This window comes from Microcoleus sp. BROC3 (assembly GCF_036702515.1).
Taxonomy (GTDB): domain Bacteria; phylum Cyanobacteriota; class Cyanobacteriia; order Cyanobacteriales; family Microcoleaceae; genus Microcoleus.
In genome coordinates, this window is sequence record NZ_JAUBTQ010000166.1 from 1 (window position 1) to 1,670 (window position 1,670).

At 47.7% G+C, this 1,670-nt stretch carries 1 protein-coding gene and 1 pseudogene; both read left to right on the forward strand.

The genetic code is table 11. The features are described 5' to 3' along the window. Window positions 1-257 precede the first annotated feature (257 nt). Window positions 258-536: a hypothetical protein gene (locus QUB30_RS33525; RefSeq protein WP_333342665.1), complete on the forward strand. Its 279-nt coding sequence runs from the start codon at window positions 258-260 to the stop codon at window positions 534-536. Window positions 537-672: 136 nt separating this feature from the next. After that, window positions 673-1,670 (forward strand): annotated as a pseudogene (locus QUB30_RS33530) (hypothetical protein); the annotation flags it as partial.

The window sequence follows — 1,670 nt, forward strand, 5'->3', positions numbered from 1 at the left end:
TTTCGAGCAAATGGCAGAGAGTTTTTTGAGACTGTTTTCGGTATGTAGACAAAATCACAAACCCGTAGGGTTTGTAATGCTGTCAGAGTATGGTCAAAGTATGGTCGGGTTGCGAGGGGGTTTAGCGCATGGTTTCTGTGTATGTAGTCAAAGTCGGAAACCTATTAGGTTTCCGGTGCAGTCAGAGTATGGTCAGAGTAAGCTCAAAGCCAAGATGTATGTCTCCAGCTTTTAATCCGTAACTTAAAATATTGTGCATGGACACACGCCCTCTCACCCCTAGAGAAAGAATCGAAGCCCGTCGCGAAGAAAGAGAATTTCGGCGGTCAGCTATCAAGCATTACCCCTACAGAAACATTTGGAGACAGTGGGCGGTCGATGCCAATTACTTGACATGGGTAAAGGTTTTTTGCGTGACAGAGCATTTAAAGAGTCTGGCTCAACTACTGAAGGTTTTAGCTCTCGCTCCTAAGTTCTGTAATGGCTTAATCGGTGTCAGCCTCACCGACAACCTAACCGCACTCACTAGCAACTAACAGGGCGGCACCAATTACGCTTTAATTTTTCCAAAATTTAGACACCAAAAAACCGCTGCCTTCAATTGGTACCTGAACCGCAACGGCTTTTTGGAAATTCACCCACATTCAACTCGCTTAGGGCGAGCTAAATTTAATGTACACCGATGATAACTCTAACAACGGGCAAACTTCAAGCGCCCGCAGGAATCTTGTAAAAGTTTCTACATCGAACCCCTGTTTACATTGTGGTAAACCTGATTGGTGTTACTCCATCGGTGAGCTATCAGTCTGCAACCGTGACAATCAACCCACAGAAGGTTGGGAGGCTACCAGCAAATCAGATGCAGACGGTCACATCTTTTACGCTCCCATCCAAAAGAAAGCCATTCGCCCCGCGGCCACTCGTTACTTCCCCTATCCCGCTCGCGACGGTTCCCCACTTGTCAGGGTACAGCGGATTGATTATGGGGACGGGCGCAAAAAGGATATTAAGCAACAGCACTGGGACAAAAACAAGAATGACTGGGCAATGAAGCTGGGAGACGTTCAGCGGGCCAGCATCCCAATTTACCGCCGTGCCGAAGTTCAAAAAGCGATCGTAAATGATGAATTTATTTTCATTGTTGACGGCGAACCCTGCGCTGACATTCTTTGGGATTTAGGCTTGGCCGCCACCACTAGCATCGGTGGTATGGGGAAGTGGCGAATCACTGACACAAGCGATTTACAGGGCGCGAAGGTTGTCATTTGCCCTGACCGCGACATACCAGGGATTGAGGACGCGGCAAAAGTTGCAGAACATTTCCTGAACGCTCAGTGGCTGTACTGCGACCCTTATTCCTGGGTCTGGGATAACCTACCAAAGAGTCAGGGATTTGATGTCAAAGACTGGATTGACAACAAGGGTATTAGCGCTCAAGACATATTAAATTCTCTTTTTCCACACCCGCGCACGTGTAAAAATGTAGTATCTTTGTCGTCATCTAGTAGCACAAATGACTACATCCCAGATACCGCGCCGATTCCAGAGCAAAACTATGTGCAAAAAGCTGTTGAGGCGCTGTATTCGGGTAGCCATTGGGTTTCTATAGCTGGTCAGCTTTACGGGTTCACGGGGACTCACTACGAGCTGCGACCCGAGACTATTGAGAA

Excerpts from the sequence above, each read along its gene's own strand:
- QUB30_RS33525 (WP_333342665.1), top strand. The coding sequence starts at position 258 with ATGGACACACGCCCTCTCACCCCTAGAGAAAGAATCGAAGCCCGTCGC.